This window comes from Pseudonocardia sp. SID8383, from assembly GCF_009864975.1.
Classification (GTDB): domain Bacteria; phylum Actinomycetota; class Actinomycetes; order Mycobacteriales; family Pseudonocardiaceae; genus Pseudonocardia; species Pseudonocardia alni.
In genome coordinates this window covers 1-1,564 of the sequence record NZ_WWFY01000017.1, presented here as the reverse complement: position 1 = coordinate 1,564, position 1,564 = coordinate 1, and the positions used below count along the sequence as shown (strand labels likewise).

General features: G+C 76.9%; 2 protein-coding genes. One reads left to right on the top strand and one right to left on the bottom strand.

Annotation, left to right across the window (positions count from 1 at the left end; genetic code table 11):
- A partial coding sequence (locus GTW08_RS00620) for an ATP-dependent helicase C-terminal domain-containing protein (RefSeq protein ID WP_275938963.1) occupies positions 1 to 770 on the top strand: 770 nt, incomplete at its 5' end.
- Between the two features lie 289 nt (positions 771 to 1,059).
- On the opposite strand, the gene GTW08_RS00615 is transcribed toward GTW08_RS00620, so the two are convergent.
- Positions 1,060 to 1,564 (bottom strand): class F sortase (locus GTW08_RS00615; RefSeq protein WP_161151240.1); only part of this gene is annotated, 505 nt, incomplete at its 5' end.

Genomic DNA, 1,564 nt, shown 5'->3' with positions numbered 1-1,564 from the left:
CCGCGACCGCGCTGCGGGCCGCCGCGCCGCTGCGGGTCACCGGCTCGGAGGCCGTCTGGAGCGACGGCGACGTCCGCGCCCGCACCGTCGACCGGCTCGGCGCGATCGTGCTGTCGGAGAAGCCCGACCGCTCCCCCGACCCCGGCGCCGTCCGCGACGCGCTCGTCGCCGGGCTGCGTGCCGAGGGCACCGGGCTGCTGCGCTGGACGGCGGGGGCGGTCTCCCTGCGCGAGCGGTTGGACTTCCTGCACCGGGTGCTGGGCACACCGTGGCCCGACGTGTCCGAGGAGGCGCTGCTCGACTCGGCCGCCGATCCCGCCGGGTGGCTGGCCGGTCCGCTCGCCACCGCCCGGCGCCGCTCCGACCTGGCCCGGGTCGACGCCGGCCCCGCGCTGCGCCGCCACGTCGCCGCGTACGTGGGCGGGCTCGCCGGGCGGATCGACGAGCTGGCCCCGGAGCGGCTCACCGTCCCCACCGGGTCCCGGATCGCGCTGGACTACTCCGGCGCGGCCCCGGCCCTGCCGGTGAAGGTCCAGGAGGTGTTCGGGTGGACCGGCTCCCCGGCCGTCGCCGACGGGCGGGTGCCGGTGGTGCTGCACCTGCTCTCCCCCGCCGGACGTCCGACGGCGGTCACCGCCGACCTGAACTCGTTCTGGGACAACGCCTATCCACAGGTCCGGGCCGAGCTCCGCGGGCGCTACCCCAAGCACGCCTGGCCCGAGGACCCGCGGACCGCGGCACCGGGACGGGGCACCGGGCGCCGGAGATGAGCCCCGCGCCCCGCCCGACGACCGGGTCCAGCCGGCCCGGTCGCCGATATGCAGCTCAGCGGGAGTTGTCGATCTCCACAGCCCGCTGAGCTGCATCTCGGCGTTCGTGGTGCGGCGGATCGCGGCGACGAGGACACGACAGGGAGCGCAGCGCCCGGCCCGGCCCGACGGTTCGCCGAGATGCAGCTCAGCGGGAATTGTGGATCTCCACAGCCCGCTGGGCTGCATCTCGACGAGCGCGGGCGCGTCCGGACCGCGCTCCGTGGGGCGTGGGGCGCAGACGGGCCGCTCAGCGGACCTGGTCGGCGAACACCACGACGTTGTCGACGTAGCTGCGGGCCGACCGGTCGAACACCCCACCGCAGGTGATCAGTCGCAGGCCCGCGTGGTCGAGATCGCCGTAGACCTCGGCGGTCGGGAACTCCGCCTTCGGGAAGCGCCCGACCCGGTGCACGGCGAACACCACCGACGTCCCGTCGGCGCGGTCGACGCGGATCTCGTCGCCGGGTTCGAGGGTGTCCAGGTCGGCGAAGGCGCCGGGCAGCCCCTTCCAGTCGACGTGCGCGGTGAGCACGGCGGGGCCGATCTCGCCCGGGGTCGGTGCGCCGGTGTACCAACCGACCGTGCCCGCATCCGCGGGGACCTCCATCGACCGGTCCGCGGCCAGCCCCATCGGCCGGGGCACGGTGTCGAGCCCGAGCCGGTCGACCCGCAGCCGGACCGGCTCGGACCGCACCAGCGGCGCGGGCCCCGGCGGCAGCAACGCCCCCGGCGCGGGCGCCGGAGCGGGCACC